Consider the following 252-nt stretch of genomic DNA (forward strand, 5'->3'; position numbering starts at 1 on the left):
GTCATCGCTTCCTCCGCGCGGCGTCGAGCGCCGCCGCCGTCAAACGTCGTCGAATGCCGCCTTGAGCGCCGCCACCGCGTCGGCATGCGCGGCCCGCACCTCGGGTACGTAGCCGCCCATCTTGAAGAACTCGTGGATCATCCCCGGATAGCAGACCAGCGTGACCGAATTGCCGGCCGCGCGCAGCTTGTCCGCGTACGCGGCGCCCTCGTCGTGCAGCGGATCGTATTCGGCCGTCGCGATCCATGCCGG

The 252-nt window shown here is 69.4% G+C and carries 1 protein-coding gene; it reads right to left on the reverse strand.

Annotated features, from left to right (window positions below; all coding sequences use genetic code 11):
* Positions 1-39: 39 nt before the first annotated feature.
* The coding region (locus SB764_RS42835; RefSeq protein WP_410867155.1) for an alpha/beta hydrolase fold domain-containing protein at positions 40-252 on the reverse strand (213 nt) is incomplete at its 5' end.

The sequence above is a fragment of the Paraburkholderia sp. SIMBA_027 genome (assembly GCF_046535315.1).
GTDB lineage: Bacteria > Pseudomonadota > Gammaproteobacteria > Burkholderiales > Burkholderiaceae > Paraburkholderia > Paraburkholderia tropica.